Here is a 17,516-nt window from a genome sequence, read left to right on the forward strand (position 1 = left end):
GCGGGAGCATATCGACGCTCACCGGTCGGCTCGGACCCCCGACGGCGCACACCGGAGCCCGCGCCGGGCGCGTGCGCGCAGGGCGGCGAGGTTGCGCGCGACGGCGTCGGCCAGCACCGCGGGCTCGAACGGCGCGGGCGCCACGTCGTGGTCCGCCTCGCTCCAGTCGAAGCGCGCCGGGATCAGCGCGGGGTGGTAGTAGGGATCTCGACGCAGCGTCGGCCCCCAGCGCTCGTAGACGAACGCCGTCTCCCGGTCGAGCACCACGGGCACCCGGGTCCGGCTCTCGAAGTGGTACCAGGTGGCGTCGCTCCGGTACACGATGCGGTGACCCCGCTCACGCACCTTCGCGCAGAGGTCGACGTCGTTGAAGTTCAGCGGCAGCGCCGTCTCCATCCCGCCGACCTCGACGTACACGTCGCGGCGCACCAGCGCGGCGGCCGCGGTCACCGCGCTCGCTTCGTGCGCTCCGGCCAGCGGGTACGTCGGGGCCGGGCCGGGGGTGTCACCGGGCCACCCCCGGCACACGTGGTCGGCGTGGCCGTCGAGCACCACGCCCCCGTGCTGGAGCGTGCCGTCGTCGTGGAGCAGGCGGGCGCCGGCGATGCCGACGTCGCCCCAGCGTCCCTGCGCGCCCTCCGCCGGGCCGAGCACGGTGGCCACGAGTCGACCGACGCCGTCGGGGTCGACGAGCTCGGTGTCGTCGTTGAGCAGCAGGAGCAGGTCCGCGCTCGCCGCCGCCACCCCGGCGTCGATCTTCTCCGAGAAGTTGAACGGCCGGTCGAAGGGCACGAGGGTGAGCCGCTCGGTCGCCAGGTCGCGCAGCACCCGGATGACGGGGGCGGGCGTCGAGGCGTCGACGACCACGACGAACTCGAGCTCGCGGTGGGTGGAGCGCTCGAGCATGCTGCGCACGCACTCGACGACGAAGCACCGCTCGACGCCCCACACCTCCCCCGTCGACCCGTTGGTCGGGATGACGACGCTCACCGGCGGCTCGGGCCGGCACCTCGCGAGGCCGATGCGCTCGAGGTGCTCCCCGACCGCCGCTGCCGTCTCGCGCGTCGACGCGAGGGGCGCGGGCACCGGCGAGCGGCGGTGCAGCGCGACGTGGGGGACGTGGACGATGCGGCGCGCCACCTCCCCCGCCCGCAGCAGCAGGTCGTGGCCGAGCGCTCCGTCGAGGTCGCCACGCAGGCCGCCGATCTCGGCGAGCAGCGAACGGCGCAGGAGCACCGGCGCCACGACGTAGTCGTGCGTCCGGAGGCGCTCGGGAGACCACGCCGGCTTGCGTGCGACCAGCTCGGGCCGCACCCGATCGAGGGACGGATCGACCCGGGGGGCGGCGTCGTGGCGGCGACCGGCCCCACCGTCGAGCCAGGCGTGGTCGGCGTACACGACGTCGACCGGGTCGTCCGCGCTCGGGCCGCACTCGCGCCCGCCGACCCGCCCGGGGTCGTCGATGCCGTCGAGGAGGATCGCGAGCGCGCCGGGTGCCACGACGTCGCCGTCGCGCACGATCGCCACGTGGCTCCCCGATGCGCGCTCGACGGCGGCGTCGAGGCCCGCCGCCGAGGTCGCGCGGTGCGCGGTCCGCACCGACGTGATCGAGCCCGCCCGGGCCGCGGACGCGACGATCTCGTGCCGGGCGTCGTCGAGCGAGGAGTCGACGACCACGAGGTGCTCGACGGCCCCGTGCCGCCGGCGGAGCCGCTGCGACGCGATCGAGCGGAGGCAGTCGGCGAGCTGGGCGGGGGGCGCATCGCCGACCGGCGTGATGACGCTGAGCACCACCGGGCGCCGACGCGCTCGATCGGTCGCGACGGTCACGACCGCAGGCGGCCGACCGCCGATCGCCCCACGCGGACGAGGGTTCGGAGGCGGTGCACGATCAGCCGGTGGATCCGACCCTGGCTCGCACGCAGCCGTCCGAGGTCGCTCTCCATCCGCGCCATCTCGCCGCGCAGCTCGCCGTTCGCCGCCTCGGCGGCGCGCACCGCGTCCGACGCATGGCGCACCTCGTCGACGCGTGCCGCGTAGGACCGCTCCGACGGGCCCACGAGCCCGCGCAGTCGCCGGACCTCCGCGACGAGCTCGGCGCGGCTCAGATCGCTCACCTCGGGAGGCACCGCCGTCATCTCCCGCACGCTACGCGCCGCTCGTCGAGCGGTGGTGCGACGCGGCGCCGGGCGGTCCCGTCGCGGTGCGCTCGGGCCAGGGGAGATCCGGGTGGCGTGCGATCAGGTCGGCGCGGAGGTCGGCTGCGGCCAGGTTCGTCAGGGAGTGCATCGAGCCCGGCTGCGTGCGGTAGCGGCCGAGCATCTCGGGGACGTGCACCCCGTGGCCGCCCTCCGCGGCGATCCGCAGCCACAGGTCCCAGTCCTCCCAGCCGTACGTGGCGTCGTCGACCCGGTACCCACCGAGGCGATCGATCACGTCGCGTCGGATCATCGCCTGCGCGTCGATGTGGTTCCGCTCGCACAGCCAGGGCACGTGCCACCCCTGCGCGCTGCGCAACCCGGGGTGGGCGCCGAACGCCTCGAGCGTCGAGTAGGCGAACGCCGCGTCGCGGTCGTGGTCGAGCGCGTCCGCGAGCCGGCGCAGGCAGCTCGGGTACACCTGGTTGTCGGCGTCGACCACCATCACGAGCTCGGCGCGCGCCCGGCTGATCGCGAGGTTGCGCGCCCGCGTCAACCCCCGGTTGACGGCACGGCTCAGCAGCAGCACCGCGACGTCGGGGTGCGCGGCCATCCAGTCCAGCACGACCTCGGGTCCGCCGTCGCGGGAGCCGTCGTCGACCACCACCACCTCGAGCTCGACGTCGTGCGAGCCGGCGAGCGAGTCGAGCGCCTCGACGACCACGTCGGCGTAGTCGTGCAGCGTCACGACCGCCGTGACCTCGGCGCTCGCCGAGCTCCAGGCCGGTGTCGTCGCCTCCGCGACGTGGTCGGGGGTGCCGTGCTCGATCTGCGAGCGCAGCTCCCCGAGCCGGCGGGCGTGGTCGATCTCGGCGAGGAGCTGGTCGTACACCGCGCGCCGAAGGCCCCGATGCGGCTCGAACGCGCCGAGCAGCGGTTCCGGGGGCCCGCGACGCGATGCACGCCGAGCGCCGCGGAACCGGCCCAGCCGACCGACGACGCCGACGGGCACGTCCTCGGTGGGCCCGATCGCCTCGATCCGTGCGAGCAGCGTCGCCACCTCGTCCACGAGCGGGTGCTCCACCATCACCGCTCGATGGGCGCGCGCCGCGATCCGTGCGCGCCCGTCTGGGTCGTCGAGCAGGGCGACCACGTCGTCGGCGAGGCGATCGACGGTGGTCTCGACGAAGTGCTCGCCGGCGACCAGCGGCTCGTGGCCGATCGAGGGCTCGGTGACGACGACGCACCCGTTCGCCATCGACTCGACCATCCTCGCCCACTCGAAGTAGCCGGCGGCCCCGTCGTCGCCGCGATGGAGGTTGACGAGCAGCTTCGAGCGGGCGAGGAGGTCGTACTTGTCGGCGCCGAACACGACACCGGGCTCGTCGCCGGTGATCGGGCGACCGAAGCTGAACAGCCGGATCTCGCTGCGCCGCTGCCACAGCACCGGAGCCAGGCGCGACAGCGCGGCGGCGCGGGCATCGGTCGCGGCACCGAGGAAGACCACGTCGACGGGTCGTTCGCCGGAGCCGTCGTGGCGCCGGTCGATCGACGGGACGCCCCCCAACCGCAGGCGGTGCGCGTCGAACCCCTCCCGCTCGAGCGCCGCGGCACCGACCTCGTTGATGTCCACGACCAGCGGGCTTCCGGCGCACAGGTGGACCGTGGCCTCGAACCACGTGGTGCCGGGCTGCTCGGTGCAGATGGGGATGCTGCGACGCGCCGCGGCGCGCCGGGCGGGTTCGACGTCGTCGCGCAGCGCGTAGAACTCGTGGGGCGCGACGACCAGGTCGGTGGTGCCGCCCGCCCCGGGGAGGCGATCGTCGACGATCCGGGCCTGCCGGCCGGTCAGCGCCGCCGCCTCGACCAGCCAGTCGGCGATGTCGCGCATGAACGCGTTGCCGTTGGGGGAGACGAACACCTCGACCGGGCGGAGCCGGGCGACGCCGACACCGGGCTCGCTCATCGACGGTCGGTGGCCGACGACGTCGCTCGTCGCGCTCGGCGCCCGAGCCCCTCGGCCAGGCGACGGACGGCGACGACCGGGAGGCGCCACCGACGCGGCGTCTCGCGCAGGTCGCGCACGGCCGACGCGACGAGCGCTCGACGCGACACCGCCGGGGGGATCGAGTCGAGGACGGCGCGCAGCTCGGCGTGCCGCGCCCTCGACTCCTCCTCGAGGTCGTCGAGCCGCTCCTCGATCGTGCCCGACCGCTCGTGCTCCATCGCCCGAACCCTAACCACCGGTCCGACGTCGCCGACCGGTGCGCACCCGTCGTCGGGCACCCCGATGCGCCGCACCGGTCGGGCACCGATCACGGGGTGAGCAGGAGCCAGACGGTGTACGCCATCGAGATCGCGGCGAGGGTGCCGGCGACGAGGCGCGCCGGGCGGGTGTCGAGCGCGGCCGAGGCAGCGACCGCGATCAGCGCGATCAGCGGCAGGCCGAAGCGCCCGGGCGCGGGGAAGTCGGAACCGCTGAAGTAGGCGAACGAGAAGGTGTAGAACGGCCCGGCGGCCAGCAGCGCCACCATCGTCACCCGCGCCGCCCAGACGGTCCGACGGTGGGCGACGAGGCCGACGGCGGTGACGAACATCGTCGCGATCAGCAGCCAGTTGGTCAGCCCGATCAGGGCGTAGGTGATCTGCGATCGCAGGAACGGCGGGTTGTAGGCGCGCGCGACCGGTGTGAACGTGGCGTCGATCTGCTGCAGCACCCGATCCCAGTCGACGCCGTCGACGCGGCGCTCGGTGAACATCGGTGCGGTGACCTCGCGCGGCGACGGAGGGAACAGGGCGCGGTGGAGGGGGCGCGCGATCCGCAACCTCAGCACCAGGATCGCCGGCAGGACGAGGACGGGCAGAGCGCGCCGGAGGGTCCAGGCGCCGGACCCGAACGTCACCCGCGCCAGCAGGTAGGTGCCGCACGCCGCGACCACGAGGACGTTCGTCGCCTCGACGAAGAACGTCGCGCCGTACACGAGCAGCACGAGCCACCCGTTCAGTCGCCGGCGCTCGAACTGCACGGTCGCGAGCGTCACGACGGCGCCGGTGAGCAGGAGGATCGCGTCGGCGTTCACGGTCGCGGCGTGGAACAGGGTGAGCGGCGTCGCCATCAGCAGCGCGACGACGATCGCCCGGTTGGGACGGGGGATGCCCAGCACGGCGAGCACGTACCAGATCACGGACCACGCCGCCCCCGCCCACAGCGCACCGACCATGCGCGCCGCGGTGACCTGGCTGTCGACGACCCCGGTCGCGGCGACCGCCCGCGAGATCAGGCCGGTCGCCGTGTAGTACGGCGGGAACTGGGTGGCGGCGGTGTTGACCCCGCGCTCCTGGAACTCGTCGGGGAGGTACGCGTCGAGCCCGCACGGGGGCCCCACGTAGTTCGGCGAGTCGACGCTGCGGCACGCCGCCTCGCGCATCGCCTCGTCACCGACGCGGTCGTTGATCCGGGGGACCTCGAACCGGCCCGCCTCGAACACGTAGTCGATGTGCTGGAGCTCGTCGATCGGCGAGAGCGTCGGGTACGCCCGGGCGTGCAGCCCGACGAGGACGAACGCCGCGGCCACGATCACCGCGCAGGCGATCCAGTCGATGCGCTCCCACGCGGCCGCCCCGTCGGGCGCGGTCCCCGGCGGCGCGTCCGGGTCCGACACGGCGTCCGGGTCCGGTGCGGCCCGTCGCCCGGTGGCGTCCCCGCCGGCGCCGTGCGCGCCGTCCGCCTCGTCACCGACCACCGACGCAACGTAGCGCCGGCACCGGTGCACGGCGCCCCACCGGGTCACGTGGAGGACCTGGGCGCCCCCACTAGCGTCGTGGGTCGCATGTCGCTCAGGACGGCGGTCGCGCACCGCAACCTCCTCTACCTCCTGTCGATGAAGGAGCTGCGGACCCGGTACCGCAAGTCGGTCCTCGGGTGGGTCTGGAGCCTGCTGAACCCCGTCAGCCAGATGGTGATCTTCTCGGTCATCTTCCTGTACGTGTTCAACCGCCCCCCTCCGGTCGGCGACCCGAGCGGGCTCGACAACTTCCCGCTCTACTTCCTGGCGGGGCTGCTCCCGTTCCAGTTCTTCTCGATCTCGGTCACCGCGTCGATCGGGTCGGTCCAGGGCGGCGCCAGCCTGATCAAGAAGGTCGCGTTCCCCCACGAGCACCTCGTGCTGTCGATCGTGCTCGCCCAGCTGATCACGCTGCTGATCGAGCTGGCCGTGCTGACGGTCGTGTTCCTGATCGCCGGGCACATGGTGCTGCCCTGGCTCGCACCGATGCTGGTCCTGCTGGTCTTCGTCATCTTGTTCACCGTCGGCGTGTCGCTCATGCTGTCGGCGGCGAACGTGTTCTTCCACGACATCAACTACCTGTGGGGGATCGTGGCCCAGCTGCTCTTCTACGCCAGCCCGATCATCTACAGCGTCCAGGAGATCCAGTTCGCCTGGCTGCGTGCGATCTCCAACTGGGGGCCGACCGGCAGCTTCGTGCGCGCCTCGCAGGAGATCCTCTACGACGGGCACTGGCCGAGCATCGAGCGGTGGGCGCAGGTCGCCGTGTACTCGGTCGCCGTGTTCGGCCTCGGTGCCTGGGTCTTCGGCCGCCTGTCGCCGCGCTTCGCGGAGGAGCTCTGATGTCGCTGCTCGCCCGCCTCACCGCCTCGGGGGACCCGGCCGGCGACGAGATCGCCCTCTCGGTCGACGACGTCTCGAAGACGTTCCGCGTCCACCAGGAGCGGGCCAACTCGCTCAAGCAGTTCGTCGCGACCGGCGGACGCAACCGCTACGAGGAGTTCTACGCCCTGCGCGACGTGTCGCTGCGGGTGCGCGTCGGCGAGGCGCTCGGCATCATCGGCCACAACGGCTCGGGGAAGTCGACCCTGCTCAAGTGCATGGCGCAGATCCTCAGGCCGAACGCCGGATCGATCACGGTCAACAAGCGCATGGCCGCGCTGCTCGAGCTCGGCGCCGGCTTCCACCCCGAGCTGTCGGGGCGCGACAACGTCTTCCTCAACGCGGCGATCCTCGGGATGGCGCGCCGTGAGATCGAGGCCCGCTTCGACGAGATCGTCGAGTTCTCCGGACTCGAGCAGTTCATCGACTCCCCGGTGAAGACGTACTCGTCGGGGATGTACGTGCGGCTCGCGTTCGCGGTCGCGATCAACGTGGACCCCGAGCTGCTGCTGATCGACGAGATCCTCGCCGTGGGCGACGTGACGTTCCAGCAGCGGTGCATGGAGAAGTTCGTCGACCTCCGCAACCAGAACCGGACCCTCGTGCTCGTCACCCACGACACGGGCAACGTCCGGCACTTCTGCGACCGGGCGATCTGGATCGACCACGGGCGCGTGCGCGCCGAGGGCAAGCCCGGCGACGTGATCGACGAGTACACCGAGACGATGCTCGGCACCGGCCGCAGGGCCGAGGGCGAGCCGGCCCGGCGCGGTTCGGGTGAGATCTGGGTCGACCGGGTCGAGATCCTGGTCGACGGCGAGCCGGTCGACCGGGTGCGGAACGGCTCGACCGTGACCTTCCGGCTCCACTTCGACACCTCGAAGCCGATCGAGGGGCCCGTGTTCGCGCTGCGGCTGCAGACCCTCGGCGGGCCGATGGTCACCGCCCCGTCGAGCCGCGACAACGGCGCGATGCCGGCGATGGTGACGGGCAGGGGGACGGTCGACGTGGTGGTCGACGACCTGCCGCTGCTCGCGGGGCCGCACGTGGTCCACACGGAGGTGACCGGGTGGGGCCGGATGCACACCTACGACCACCTCCAGGAGGCGGCCCGATTCGACGTCCTCGCCGGCACCACCGACGAGACGAGCGGTGTGGTCACGCTGCGCCCGCGCTGGGACGTCGCCGGCGACAGCGTCGTCGATCTGCGCGACCTCTGACGCCGCCGGCCGCTCCTGGGATCGCACCGCACCCCCGCCGCCGCACCCGCACCGCCGCCGTCGCCCGGGCCGGCGCCACCTCACCCACGATCGGGACCGCCGCCGCTGCCCGGGGACGCGACGGGGCCCCGGTCGGGTGACCGGGGCCCCGTCGGACGGCCGAGCGGCCGTCAGCTGCGTCGCAGCGTGCTCAGCTGAGCTCGTTGATCCGGTCGGTCGGGGGCGGTGCCACCGGCGACTCGGCCTCGAAGTAGCTGATCAGCGCCTCGATGTCCTGCGGGCCGAGCGTGCGGCCGTCCTCGCCGATCTCCTCGAAGGTGTCGAAGTTGTCGCCACCGTCGGCCAGGAAGTTGTTCGCCGTCACCCGGTAGGTGTCGCCCGGCACGAGCGGCGTCCCGTCGAGCTGCACGTTCGTGATCGTGATCCCGGTGCACTCGCCGGTGTCCGGGTCGAACGTGGTCGCCTGGTCGAAGGTGAAGCCCTCCGAGACACCGAGCGCCAGGAACGGGCGCCCGCCGGCGGGCTGGCACTGCTCCTCGAGGACGGACACGATCTGCGCCCCCGTCATCTCGAGCACGACCAGCGTGTTGTTGAACGGCTGGAACGTGAACGCCTCGCCGTAGGTCACCACGCCGTCACCCTCGCCGGCGTCGGATCCCTCGAACTCGAGGTCCGAGCGCACGCCACCGGGGTTCATCAGCGCGAGGTCGGCGTCGAGCACCTGCGTCGCGAACAGCTGGGCGTCGGCGACCAGGTTGGCCGCCGACGACTCCACGCCGCGATCCGAGCCGGCTTCGCCGCCTCGGGCGATGTCGGCGGTGATCGTGCCGACCTCGTCGCTCGAGCGCTCCTCGACCAGCGGCCGCCACTTCTCGATGATCGCCGTGATGGCGGCATCGGGCCGGACGGCCTCCTCGGCCAGCGTCGGCGGGGTCGGAGCATCGGCCACCGACGTCGCCGCCGTCGCGTCGACGATCAGGTCGGTCGCGACCTGCGTGTACACGCAGACCTGGCCGGCGTCGTCGACGTCGACGATGACGCCGTTCGACACGGTGTCGTCACCCTCGTAGTTGATGTTCGAGGCCAGCGGCCGACCGGCGGCGCACGGGTAGAAGGTCAGGAAGCCCCGACCCTCGGCCTGGATCGACGCGGCGCTCAGGAACAACGTGTCGACGTCGTCGGGCACCGATCCGCGACCGGCGACGTCGATCGTCAGCGTCTCGCCGGCACCGAGGCGACCCTCGCCGGCGTTCTCGCCGTCGATGGTGTCGTTGCCCTCACGGGTGTCGACGAGGCGCTCGGGGACGAACGGCGTCGGGGTGCCGTCGAAGGGCACGTAGGCCGTCACGTCCGCGATGAGGTCCGTGGCGGCGTCGGTGTAGATGCACACCTCGCCGTCCTCGCCCACCTGCACGGTGGCGCTGTTCGACACGACCCCGCCGGCCTCGAAGTTGACGTTCGAGGCGAGCGGGCGCTCCGACCCGCACGGGAAGATCGTGAGGAAGCCCTTCGCCGCCGGCGACACCGCGCCGACGTTGACGGTCACGGCCCGAGCGACGCTCGGGATGCCGGCGCGACCGGCGACGCGGACCGCGGTGACCGAGTCGGCCTCGACGGTTCCGCCGCCCTGCGACTCCCCGTCGACCGTCACGTTCTCGTCTCCGATGCGGGTCTCCAGGACGCGCACGGGATCGACCGCGAGCGGCGACCCCTCGGCGGGGACGACGGCGCCGTAGTCGGCGATGACGTCGGTGTCGGCGCTGGTGTAGATGCACACCGCGCCGTCGTCGTCGAGGTCGACCGTGGTCAGGTTGGCCCGGTTCTCGCCGGCGACGTAGTTCAGGTTGGACGTCTGGGGACGATCGTCGGTGCAGGGGTACACGGTGAGGAAGCCTCGATCGTCGGGCTGCACGGCGCCGATGTTCAGCGCCACGGCGGCGGCGTCGTCGGGGATCCCGTCGCGTCCGGCGATCTGCAGCTCGATCTCGTCACCGGCGGCGAGCTGACCGCCGCCGGCGGACTCGCCGTCGACGGTGTCGTTGCCCTCACGGGTGTCGAGCAGGCGCGCTGGCTCGACCGAGTCGATCTGCGCGAGATCGGCGGCCTGGACGACCGGGTGGTTGACGGCGGTCGCGGTCGAGCGGTCGACCTCGCCGTCGTCGCCGATCTCGAGGTTGATCTCGGTCACGACCCGGCCGTAGGAGAAAGCGCTCGTGACCAGGCGGGGATCCCCGTCCGGGTCGGGGATCGAGCAGGTGTACGGCTGGTGGGTGTGACCCGAGACGATCGCGTCGATCTCGGAGGTCAGGTTCTGGGCGATCGTGATGACCGGGCCCGATGCGTCGGGGCAGCCGTCGATCACGAACGGGTCGGTGAAGCCGCCCTCGTGGAGCAGCAGGACGAACGCCTCGACCCCGGGGTTGTCGGCCTGGATCTGGGGGACCAGCGCGTTCGCGGTGTCGACCTCGTCGAGGAAGTCGTATCCCTCGATGCCCGCCGCGGCGACGAGCTCGGGGGTTCCCTCGAGCGTCATGCCGATGAACGCGACCTGCTCGCCCTCGACCTCGCGGATCTCGTAGGCCGGCAGGACGGTGTCCGACGTGCCGGACTCGACGACGTTCGCGGCGAGGTACGGGAAGTCGGCGCCGCCGAACTCCTGGTCACCGTCGGTGTCGGGGTCGTAGTCGGGGAAGTAGCAGCCGTCGACGGGGTGGCATCCGCCGTCCTGGATGCGCAGCAGCTCGTCGACGCCCTCGTCGAACTCGTGGTTGCCGACACCGGCGATGTCGAGGCCCATCTCGTTGAGGGTCTCGATCGCCGGCTCGTCGTGGAACAGCCCGGAGAAGAACGGCGAGCCGCCGATCAGGTCGCCGGCGGCGACCGTCAACGAGTTGGTCGCGCCGTCGCGCAGCTCGGTGAGCTTGGCCGAGAGGTACTCCGAGCCGCCGGCGTCGTCGTCACCGACGTCGCCCGGGGTCCCGGCCTCGACGTGGCCGTGGTAGTCGTTGAAGGCGAGGAGCTGGAGCTCGACGTCGCCCGGAGCGGCGGATGCGGGCGTCACCGCGACCATCGCAGCTCCCGCTGCGATCCCGCCGGCACCCGCGAGCGCCGCGATCGTCTTCCGGCGCGCCCGTGGGACGCGTCGCTGAACGGTTGATGGCATGTTTCCTCCGAGGAGTTGGGAACGGCCGGCCCGCCCGGACCGGTGTGGTGTCGGTCTACCACGTTCGCGTCGCCCCGTTCGACAAGCGGACCCCAGACACGACGACGACGGCGGCGACCTCGACGATCGCCGTGCCCGGGGCCCGCGGACCCCACGACCGGAGGGCGATCCGGCGAGCGCACCTCGGGAGGCCCCCACCCCCGCTCGGGTACCCTGGGCACGCCATGGCCGCTGTGTCCCGCACGACGTCTCGTCGCCCGCCGCGCGATTTCCCGCGCCCGGTCGAGAGGGTGGCGTCGAGCTTGTCGACCCCGCTGACGTGGTTCTGGTCCCACGGGTTCCGCTTCCTGGGCGTGCTCGACTTCTCCGCCCTGTACGCGCTGATGATCGCGATCAGCTTCGTGCGGTTCGGGTTCTCGCTCGACTGGGATGCCGACAACTACCCGCTCTCCCACTACGTCATCGGCTTCTCGATCGCGAGCGCGATCCACGTCACGGTCAACTACTTCACCGGTCTCTACGAGCGCGAGCCGCGCCTGGGCCGGCGGCCGTGGCTGCCGCGGGCGATCCTCGCGACGGCGATCGGGGTGTCCGTGCAGGGTCTCGCGTTCGTCGTGCTCGGCCGCTACCTGATGCCGCGCCTGAACCTCGCCGCGTTCCTCGCTCTCGCCTCGTTCGTCCTCGTGTTCAACCGGGGGGTGTCGCGCCGTCTCGCGACCCGCCGCCAGGGTCCGCCACGCGTGGTGCTCGCCGGCGACGAGACGGCCACCGAGCTCGCCGAGCGGCACCTCGCGGTCAGCGATCGCGACGCGGTCGTGGCGGCACGGGTGGCCGCACCCCACCGCCTGGCCGACACGGTCGTCGCCCACGGAGCGACCGACGTGCTGCTGCTCGACGTGACGGCGTTCGGGTCGGTGTACCCCGAGCCCCTCAACTCGCTCGAGGCCGCCGGGGTCGGGTTCCTGCAGCGGGTCAGCGCGCGCGAGACCCTCCTCGGCCTGAAGTCGGTGCGCGAGATCAGCGGGATGCCGTTCGTGCCGTTGCGCTCGCACACCGTTCCGACCCACAAGGTGAAGCTGAAGCGGATCTTCGACCTCGTCGTCACCGCGCTGTTCGCTCCGCTGTGGCTGCCGCTGGTGCTCGGCGTCGCGATCTACGTGCGGATCGCCGCACGTGGGCCGGTGCTGTTCCGCCAGCTCCGCGTCGGCCGCGACGGTCGGGTGTTCGACTGCTTCAAGTTCCGCACGATGGTCGTCGACGCCGAGGAGGACGGGCGACCCCAGCTCGCGACCCTCGACGATCGCCGGATCGTCCCCGCGCTGCGGTGGATGCGCTCGATGCGCGTCGACGAGCTCCCCCAGCTGTGGAACGTGATCCGCGGCGAGATGTCGCTCGTCGGACCGCGACCCGAGCGCCCCGAGCTGGTCGAGGACATCAAGAAGCGCGTGCCGGGCTACGTGCGGCGCAACGAGCTGCCCCCGGGGCTGACCGGGCTCGCGCAGGTGCAGGGCCGCTACGACACCGATGCGGAGTTCAAGCTCGGGTACGACATCCAGTACCTCGTCAACTGGTCGATCGTGTTCGACGTCCAGATCCTCCTGCGGACGATCTGGGTCGTGCTCTCGCGCCGTGTCTGACGGCCTCGTCCCGGGCGGCGCTCGCCGCCCGTCGGCGGCCCCGCCGCCGGCGGCCCCGTCGCACGCTCCCTCCTGGCGCGACCTGCCGGGGTCGCCCGACGTCGACGTGGTCGTCCCCGTGCGCGACGCCGCTGCCTCGCTCGACGCGACGATCGGGTCCATCCGCGCGCAGGACCACGCAGGCGGGCTGCGGATCCTGCTCGGGGTCGGACCCAGCCGAGACGGCACCGAGGAGGTCGTCGCCGCGCTGGTCACCGGCTCCCCCGACGTCCGTGCGATCGCGAACCCCACGGGCCGCACACCGAGCGCGCTGAACGCCGCGATCCGCGCCGGGTCGGCACCGGTGGTCGTGCGCGTCGACGCCCACAGCCGCCTCCCGCACGACTACGTGCAGCGAGCGGTCGAGACGATGCGTCGCACCGGCGCGGTGAACGTGGGCGGGGTGCAGCGCCCCGAACCGACGACGGGGTTCGAGCGTGCCGTCGCGGCGGCGACGACCTCGGTGCTCGGGACGGGAGGGGCGGCGCACCGGACCGGCACCGCGCCCGGCCCCGTCGACACCGTCTACCTCGGGGTGTTCGACCGCGCGGCGATCGAGGCCGTCGGGCTGTTCGACGAGTCGCTCGTGCGCAACCAGGACTACGAGCTGAACATCCGGCTGCGCGCGGCGGGCGGCACGGTGTGGTTCGACCCCGAGCTGTCCGTCGGCTACACCCCCCGATCGACCTGGGGGAGCCTCGCGCGCCAGTACCGCGAGTACGGGTGGTGGAAGTCGGTGGTCGCTCGGCGCCACCCGAGCTCGCTGCGGGCGCGTCAGGTCGTCCCGCCGCTCGGGGTCGTCGGGGTGATCGGCGGTCTCGCGCTCGGGGCGCGGTGGCGACCGGCGCTGGTCGTCCCGGCCGCCTACGTCGCGGCCGTCGCGGTCTCGGTCCGGCGCAGCGAGTCGCCGCTCGCTACGGCGGGCGTGCTCGCGGTCATCCACGCCTCGTGGACGGCGGGCCTGCTGTCGGGGTGGGTCGGCCACCGCGACCCCGGTCCGCGCCTGCGACCGCCGGGGCGCTGAGGATCAGCGCCTGCGGAGCCGCCGTGCGAGCGCGCCGGTCGCGCTCGCCGCGTGCGACGTCGCCGCCGGCAGCACGGTGACGCGCAGGTGCCGCTCGATCGACCGGGCGACCCCCGCCACCCCGCGATCCGACCACGATCGCCGCAGCGACGCGACGATCGGCACCCTCGAGTTGCGCTCGGGCCCGCACTCCGCCAACCGGTCTCGCCACCGGGCCCACCGCTCGGGGAACGACGGGTCGAGTCCGGACGGGAGGGCCAACCAGTCGCGCGCCTCGGTGCCGGAGCCCACCAGGCGGTCGCGCACCTCCCACGTGGGGGTCGCGGAGAGCTCGACGAACCGGTAGCCGAGCCCCTCGAAGGCCCGGGTGACGTCGAGGCCGTGGTCGCGACCGCGACGTCGCAGCACCTCGATCACGACCACCGGCCGGTGATCGCGCAGCACCCCCCGGGCCCCGGACAGCACCTCGGGCTCGTGCGACTCGACATCGATCTTGATCACGGCGGGCGACACGCCGAGATCGCCGACGACGTCGTCGAGCCGGGCGGTGCTCACCTCGACCGCGCCGACCTCGCGCTTGAACCCCGCCACGAGCGAGTTCGAGGCATCGGACGTCGCCGACAGGTGGAGCACCGCGGAGCCGGTCGCATCGGAGAGGGCGACCTCGTGGACGGTGACGTCGAGCCCGTTCGCCGCGATCAGCGAGCGGGCGACCGCCGCCGTGCTCGGGGCAGGCTCGAACGCGTGGACGGCGCCGGGTGACGACATCGCTGCGCACAGCGCGGCGTACAGCCCGACGTTCGCGCCGATGTCGAGGAACGCGAACCCGTCGTCGGCCATCTCGAACAGCGCCAGCAGGGCAGCGGCCGTCGCGGGTTCGTAGGAGGCCAGGCCGCCGCGTCGGAGCTGGCGCTGGATCATCGTGGAGAACGGATCGACCACGTCGAGCTCGCTGCGCGTGCCACCGGCGGGGAGGGCGACGCGGTAGCTCACCACGGCCCCGGTCAGCGGTCGATCTCGTCGAGGGGGACGCCCGCGCCGATCGTGATCGAGAGCCGGGTGAAGGCGTCGTCGGACATCGCCCAGGAGTGCTCGGCGGTGCGCCCGACGACGAAGTTGAAGCGGTCGGCGGCGTAGGTGGCGACGCCGCGTCGGTTGCAGTCGGCGATGAACGCCCGATCCTCCCCGATCGACAGCTCGCGGAAAGCGAGGTCGCCGACCCGTTCGCGGTCGATGACCAGCGTGGCCCCGGCGAGGGTGGAGGTGTAGGTGAACTCGTTGCCCGGGAAGCGCAGGATCGTCACGTCGCGCTCGACGAGGTGGGCGTACCAGGTGTGCTTGCCCACGATGCCGGCGCCGGCGTGGCCGTGGGCGCGCAGCGCGTCCGACAGGTAGCGGGGGCCGTAGCGGTCGTCGTCGTCGAACTTGGCGACGAAGCGGCTCGTGGTCGCGTCGAGCCCGGCGTTGAGGCACGCTCCGAGCGAGGCGTCGGCCCCCATCGTGCGCAGCTCGACGCGCTCGACCACCGCGCGCAGCTCGTCGAGGCGGGCGTCGAGCGCGGCGCGGTCGAGCGCGGCGCCCGAGCGATCGCCGTTCGTCACGACGACGACCTCGCGCGGGACGAGCTCCTGGCGCGCGACGTTCGCCACGACGTCGCGGAGCCGCCCGGGCCGGTTCGTCGCGCAGACGACGGCCACGTCGCCGGTCGCGACCGGGCACGTCGCGCGGTAGCGGTCGTGGGCCGCCGCCGTCGCCGAGTTCCATGCGGCGGTGTCGCGCCGCGCGGCGTCGACCAGGTCGAGCACCGGGCGGGCCGAACCGGCCCTCGAGAACCGCCGCCGGACGTCGGCGTACTCCTTCCAGGCGCGACGCACGACCGTGGACGCGAGCGCGCTCACGTCCGCTCCCACGGTGACGGGACCGGGAAGCGCTCCTCGAGGAAGCGGGCGATCATCGCGTCGCGCTCCTCCTGGCCCGCCAGCCCGGCGCGGGTGGCGTTGAGGCAGAAGGTGTCGAGCTCGTCGTCGAGCAGGATCCGGTCGAGGTGCCACGCGAGGCGCCCCGACTCGACGTGGACGTACTCGCTGGAGAGCTCGCCCAGCACGGCGCGCCCGGTCGCCAGGCAGTGGTGCTGCGCGAACGACGCCGCGACGCTGAGGTCGCTCGGCGAGCGGAATCGGCTGCGCACGGTCGCCGCGAACTCGTCGGGGAACTCGCGCTCGGCGTCGCCGATCGCGGACCGGCGCAGCGGGTAGGGCGAGTGCAGCGGCTTGTGCGCGACGATCCGGCCGAAGCGGCGGCGCAGGAGCTCCCGTCCGCGCAGGGCGGCGGTGTCGACGGCGAGGGTGTCGGGGTCCTCGACGGCGGGGACGCGAGCGTCGCTCTGGAACACCCGGGCGAGGCCGTTGGGGGTGAAGAACAGCTCCGGGGTGACCGCACGGGCGACGAACATGTCGTCGTTGAGGTACACGAAGTGCTCGGCGAGGTCGTCGATGCGGTGCAGCGATGCTTCGATGGAGTGCGAGTTGAACGTCGGCAGCGCCTCGGGCGGGAAGATCTCGGAGTGGTCGACGATGCGGACCCGCTCGTCGCCGACGAACCAGTCGGGCACCTGGCCGGCCGTGACGAGGTGGATCCGGCGCGCCCACCCGCAGTTCGCCCACACCGAGCGCAGCGCGTAGCGCAGCTCGTCGCGCACCTCGTAGCGCGCCGCGTCGAGGGCGCGCTCGTCGAGCGCACGACCCTCGGACAGGGCCGCCTCGCGGAAGCTCTCCTGCCAGGTCGGGTCGCCGCCGTCGACCCACGTGAACACCAGGTCGACCGGGTCCGACATCCGCTCCAGACCCGCGGCGACCGGGAACGCCGAGCGCCCCGGGTAGCGATGCCCGTCGAGCACCTCGGTCGTCGGCTCGGCGCGCTCGTCGAAGCGCGCCTGGCCGCGGGTGCCGACCAGCTCGAGCTGCCCGGAGGTACCGGGGTGCCAGAAGCCGACCTCGACCGCCTGGCGCGCGCCGATCGCCCGCTCCCCCCACGTGCGCGCCTCGAAGATCCTCCACGACCGGGCGCGCCGCACCGGGCGCGACGCCGGCGCGTCGGCGAGCGCGACGAGCCCGCTGCGGCGCCCGCCGGCCCACTCCAGGAACCACCCGGGGCCCGTCCCCACCGCGGCGACCGCGTCGAGCGCGTCCTCTCGCAGGTCGTGGCGGACCCCCACCACCAGCCCCCCGTCGTCGCGCCGCTCCACGAGGAACGGCTCGCACCCGGCGACGTCGAGCGCCTCGACGACGCGAGTCGCGCAGCGGTGGACCAGCTCGCTGCACGCGACGTCGAGCACCCCGGCGGTCTCGAGCAGGCGCCGCCCGTCGCGGCCCGTCGCGAGGGCGGGCCCGTCGGATGTCGAGGGACGCAGCACCGAGCGGGAGGCGGCGGTCCTCGCCTCGAGCGCCTCGTCGCGCCGGAGCCGGGCGACGTCGGACATCAGGTCGGCGACGACCGGGGGGAGCCGCCGGTCCATCCGGTACCGCTCGACCAGCCCCCTCAGGCGATGGAGTCGTGACGCCACGCGGGCAGGGTACGCGCTGGGCGCCGCGTCGTCGGGCACGAACGGCCTCCTCCCACGGCGGACGCC

At 73.1% G+C, this 17,516-nt stretch carries 13 protein-coding genes; 4 read left to right on the forward strand and 9 right to left on the reverse strand.

Features of this window, described 5'->3' with window-relative positions:
• Nucleotides 1-18 precede the first annotated feature (18 nt).
• The 5 genes from ACOOHC_RS13170 to ACOOHC_RS13190 form a co-directional block, all read right to left on the reverse strand.
• Nucleotides 19-1,830, reverse strand: coding sequence for a glycosyltransferase family 2 protein (locus ACOOHC_RS13170; RefSeq protein ID WP_420450866.1), 1,812 nt, complete (start codon nucleotides 1,828-1,830; stop codon nucleotides 19-21).
• The gene (locus ACOOHC_RS13175) at nucleotides 1,827-2,138 is read right to left on the reverse strand and encodes a hypothetical protein (RefSeq protein WP_420450867.1); all 312 of its coding nucleotides are present in this window, start codon (nucleotides 2,136-2,138) and stop codon (nucleotides 1,827-1,829) included. The genes ACOOHC_RS13170 and ACOOHC_RS13175 overlap by 4 nt, the downstream gene beginning before the upstream one ends.
• Before the next feature lie 10 nt (nucleotides 2,139-2,148).
• Nucleotides 2,149-4,104: a glycosyltransferase gene (locus ACOOHC_RS13180; protein ID WP_420450868.1), complete on the reverse strand. Its 1,956-nt coding sequence runs from the start codon at nucleotides 4,102-4,104 to the stop codon at nucleotides 2,149-2,151.
• Entirely contained in the window at nucleotides 4,101-4,364 is a 264-nt protein-coding gene (locus tag ACOOHC_RS13185) for a hypothetical protein (RefSeq protein WP_420450869.1), read from the reverse strand. Before ACOOHC_RS13185 ends, ACOOHC_RS13180 begins: the two co-directional genes overlap by 4 nt.
• A gap of 89 nt (nucleotides 4,365-4,453) precedes the next feature.
• Nucleotides 4,454-5,881, reverse strand: coding sequence for a hypothetical protein (locus ACOOHC_RS13190; RefSeq protein ID WP_420450870.1), 1,428 nt, complete (start codon nucleotides 5,879-5,881; stop codon nucleotides 4,454-4,456).
• An 87-nt stretch (nucleotides 5,882-5,968) separates the two neighbouring features.
• On the opposite strand from ACOOHC_RS13190, the gene ACOOHC_RS13195 reads away from it, so the two are divergent.
• Both ACOOHC_RS13195 and ACOOHC_RS13200 read left to right on the forward strand, forming a co-directional pair.
• Entirely contained in the window at nucleotides 5,969-6,766 is a 798-nt protein-coding gene (locus tag ACOOHC_RS13195; RefSeq protein WP_420450871.1) for an ABC transporter permease, read from the forward strand.
• Entirely contained in the window at nucleotides 6,766-8,025 is a 1,260-nt protein-coding gene (locus ACOOHC_RS13200; protein WP_420450872.1) for an ABC transporter ATP-binding protein, read from the forward strand. The genes ACOOHC_RS13195 and ACOOHC_RS13200 overlap by 1 nt, the downstream gene beginning before the upstream one ends.
• Before the next feature lie 190 nt (nucleotides 8,026-8,215).
• On the opposite strand, the gene ACOOHC_RS13205 is transcribed toward ACOOHC_RS13200, so the two are convergent.
• Entirely contained in the window at nucleotides 8,216-11,086 is a 2,871-nt protein-coding gene (locus tag ACOOHC_RS13205) for a 5'-nucleotidase C-terminal domain-containing protein (protein ID WP_420450873.1), read from the reverse strand.
• Between the two features lie 404 nt (nucleotides 11,087-11,490).
• Between ACOOHC_RS13205 and ACOOHC_RS13210 the strand changes: the two genes are divergently transcribed.
• Together ACOOHC_RS13210 and ACOOHC_RS13215 are read left to right on the forward strand one after the other, a co-directional pair.
• A complete protein-coding gene (locus tag ACOOHC_RS13210) occupies nucleotides 11,491-12,825 on the forward strand; it encodes an exopolysaccharide biosynthesis polyprenyl glycosylphosphotransferase (protein WP_420450874.1) in 1,335 nt (444 codons plus the stop codon).
• Nucleotides 12,818-13,888 carry a glycosyltransferase family 2 protein gene (locus ACOOHC_RS13215; protein ID WP_420450875.1) on the forward strand — a complete coding sequence of 357 codons (1,071 nt, stop codon included), beginning with the start codon at nucleotides 12,818-12,820 and terminating at the stop codon, nucleotides 13,886-13,888. Before ACOOHC_RS13210 ends, ACOOHC_RS13215 begins: the two co-directional genes overlap by 8 nt.
• 3 nt (nucleotides 13,889-13,891) lie before the next feature.
• Here ACOOHC_RS13215 and ACOOHC_RS13220 read toward each other — a convergent pair whose 3' ends face one another.
• Genes ACOOHC_RS13220 through ACOOHC_RS13230 form a run of 3 tightly spaced genes read right to left on the reverse strand, consistent with a single transcriptional unit; the run spans nucleotide 13,892 to nucleotide 17,450 of the window.
• On the reverse strand, nucleotides 13,892-14,881 hold the full coding sequence (locus ACOOHC_RS13220; RefSeq protein WP_420450876.1) for an FkbM family methyltransferase: 990 nt from the start codon (nucleotides 14,879-14,881) through the stop codon (nucleotides 13,892-13,894).
• An 11-nt stretch (nucleotides 14,882-14,892) separates the two neighbouring features.
• Nucleotides 14,893-15,786, reverse strand: a complete 894-nt coding sequence (locus ACOOHC_RS13225; protein WP_420450877.1) for a glycosyltransferase — start codon at nucleotides 15,784-15,786, stop codon at nucleotides 14,893-14,895.
• Nucleotides 15,783-17,450 (reverse strand): stealth conserved region 3 domain-containing protein, encoded by a 1,668-nt coding sequence (locus tag ACOOHC_RS13230; protein ID WP_420450878.1) that lies wholly within the window; start codon nucleotides 17,448-17,450, stop codon nucleotides 15,783-15,785. The genes ACOOHC_RS13225 and ACOOHC_RS13230 overlap by 4 nt, the downstream gene beginning before the upstream one ends.
• Between the last annotated feature and the right edge of the window lie 66 nt (nucleotides 17,451-17,516).

It is taken from the genome of Ilumatobacter sp., from assembly GCF_965215205.1.
GTDB lineage: Bacteria > Actinomycetota > Acidimicrobiia > Acidimicrobiales > Ilumatobacteraceae > Ilumatobacter_A.